General features: G+C 45.4%; 2 protein-coding genes. Both read right to left on the minus strand.

Going from position 1 to position 3064, the window contains the following annotated elements; genetic code table 11:
- Positions 1-96: 96 nt before the first annotated feature.
- The gene (locus tag PX636_RS18610) at positions 97-1752 is read right to left on the minus strand and encodes a CHAT domain-containing protein (protein WP_288118250.1); all 1656 of its coding nucleotides are present in this window, start codon (positions 1750-1752) and stop codon (positions 97-99) included.
- Positions 1753-1933: 181 nt separating this feature from the next.
- On the minus strand, positions 1934-2917 hold the full coding sequence (holA, locus tag PX636_RS18615; RefSeq protein WP_288118252.1) for a DNA polymerase III subunit delta: 984 nt from the start codon (positions 2915-2917) through the stop codon (positions 1934-1936).
- Positions 2918-3064 lie beyond the last annotated feature (147 nt).

Below are 3064 nucleotides of genomic sequence, written 5' to 3' on the forward strand. Positions count from 1 at the left end.
CCACCTCCCCAATTCATAATTCCCAATTCATAATTCCCACACCCCCATCACCCCATCACCCCACACCCGACGACAAATGTTTTCAGCCAACCCTAATTATTCGACCACAAATGCGAGGATTTGGCCTTGGTAACTGCCGAAGCGAATCTGTAAACCGGACTCTAGGGGAACTTCTTGGTTATGTACCTGCTTCCACTGGCCATCTTGGTAGATAAAAGTACCAAAACGGGAGAAATCTTCGAGAAAGTATTGATAGTCTGAATCATCGGGTTTTTTACGGCAAATGATCCGACAATGGTTTTTACTAACCCATTTTTCAGTAATCTGTAGATCATTTTCCATGTCCCGTCCTATATTCATGCCACCACCACGGATTGACCATTTTCTTTCGGGACGATCGAGATAGTATAAGAAAGCGGCGGGCATGGTTCCGGAGACATTGGGCATAACCGTCGGTGATTGAGTCTCATCAAGGGTTTGCAGCAATTGCCCGTCGAATTCCGGGTGCATATAGAGAATCGGCAAAGTCCAAGCGGGTTGATTGTACTTGTAGAGGGTTAATAATTGCTGCCTGGCGATACGAACGGCCTGATCAATAGGGACTCTTGGAGCGGGAAACAACTTGGACATCTGCGCTTCTTTGTCTTTGAACCCGAAGAGGGTGCGGGTAAAAACTTCGATAAAACTCAAGGCCTCTCGATCAGCGATCGCATCTCGCATGGCCAAAACTGCGGGAACGCCATGGTGAATCAAGACTTCCGCCAGACTGCTGCGGGGAATCATCTCCTGACCGGATTTAGCGGGATAAGCACCCCAACAGGCATTAAAAACCGTTAAAATAACCTGATTTCTCACCAAAGCTTGGGCTAACTCCGTCCCGTTTAGCTGTTCCCCCGTCCGCAGAAATAGGGAACCGCCATTGGGGGCGGCGATTCCGTGGCCAGCGTAGAAAAAAGCTTGATATTTACCCGTATCCAAGGACCTGGTCAGTTCTTCGGCCTCCGGTCGAATTAAGGTATCGACCTTGACTTTCACTCCCCAATTCTGGAGGGAACCACTGCCCCCAGGGGAGATAGACCGGATGAGATTGGCGGCCTCGGATTCCAGTGCCTGGTCGGGATTAGTTTCTCCATCGGTATTAATGGCGGTGAGGTTGAGGGAACTAGCGGCGGTTTTAATCTGTTTTTCGCCGATAACTAAGAGAATATTGAGACTATTACTCGGTTTTATCGGTGGTAGTGGTTCCACATCGCTGGTGGTGCGGCTAAAGAGTATATTCGGATGCAGAGATATGGCCTGTTTACCTGCTTGCTGCATAATTTCCCAGGGCAGCAGAATTAAATGGGGATTGCGACATTCCAAGCGAATTCGCAGGGGCTGATTTTTGCCGAGGGCGATTCCCTGACTTTGGGCGAAACTTTGACCAATTGATGCTTGAAATAACCATTGCCAGAGACTAATACCTAGTTTCTGCATTAATTGACCGCCATAACTGCCGCCTTCTCCCGAAAGAGTCAGTTTAGGTCGAGAATTTGCTTCTAATTGCTCTAACATCGGCAAGGTCGGCATTTTTTGCAGACAGAACATTTCCTGCCATGCCATCCATTCCGTGGTTAGACTCTCGGTCCATTCACAGTCATGATGCACATATCCCCCCGGTAGGGGTGCTTTCGTCACCCAACGGGCGAAATTATTACTCGTGGCTAAACTAGAGATGGCTAAATTTAGACTAGGGATGGCATCATCGGTCATTGTGGCTGTTTAGAAGTCTATAGAATCTTATTCTAGAGGATTTCTGAAAGGTAAGGAAGAGTATTAAGTAGCTGGTTATAATTAAATCAAAAATAGATTTTAGGTTCGATCCCCCCTGCCCCCCTTGATAAGGGGGGTGCCGATAGGCGGGGGGATCTGAAAGTTTTTAATACCTACCTACTTAAGTCACCAATAAACAACAAAGTTCAATAATTTTGGTTTGCAAAGTTGCCAAAGGTTCTGCACCCCGCTTGAGACGATATTCTAATTCCAGAAGTATGGGCAAGGTGGCGAGAAGTTGTTTAGAAGAAAAGGATTGTATCTCTTTGCGAATGAAATACAGTCGCTTGGGATTGGCAATTTCGGCGGCGGCGGCGATATTTTTGTCGTCTTTTTCTCCTTCTTCAATTTTTAATTTCACTATTGCCCAAGTGCGAAATTGACCCACTAGGGTGGCAGTAATACCTAGGGGGTTCTCGTTGCGATTTAATAATTCATTGACTAATTCTAGGGCCTTGCCTGTCTCCCGTTTTAAAATAGCACCGGCTAACTGTAAGCTGCTTTGATTGCTGGCATTGACTAAGCTTAAAATGTCCTTTTTGTCAATAGTTACCGCCGAATTATTTTTAAATAAACGCAGTTTTTCTAACTCCATCCACAACAAGCGGCTGTTATTTCCCACTGATTCTGCTAAGAGTTCGATCGCATCGGGAGTTAATTTTACTCCCACTTCTTTGGCAATTTCCCTAACTCTTTGGGCAATTTCCTCGACTTTCCAAGGCGGAATTAGTTCAAATTCTTTAACCTCCGCCTGATTTTGGATAAACTTGCTCGATTTTAAGCGGGAGTCGGGTTTTTTGGCACTGGTTAATAACAGATAGGAATTTTCGGGTAAATTGGGCAAAGTGCGCTGTAATTCCTTGAGAATATCCTCGGAACATTGTTGACAAATAACCGTATCGGCTAACCAAACCAAACGATTTCCTATGCCGAAAACTGGAGTCATCGCTTGATTGAGGGCCTCGATAATTGCTTCATTGCGATCACCATTAATTTTATCATAATTAAACTGTATCCAATTGGGATCAAGAAGTTTTGCTTGCAGATTTTTCACCGCTTGGTTAATAGCAAATTCATCTTCTCCCCAATAAAATATTGTCGGCATGAGTTTCTAATTATAGCAGTTAAGTAGGTAGGTGTTAAAAGTTGTCAGACACCCCCCTTATCAAGGGGGGACTAAGGGGGGATCGGCACCCCCCTTATTAAGGGGGGCAGGGGGGATCAGAGGCGAAATCTATCTTCAATTTAATTA

It is taken from the genome of Microcystis sp. M53598_WE2 (assembly GCF_030067735.1).
GTDB lineage: Bacteria > Cyanobacteriota > Cyanobacteriia > Cyanobacteriales > Microcystaceae > Microcystis > Microcystis aeruginosa.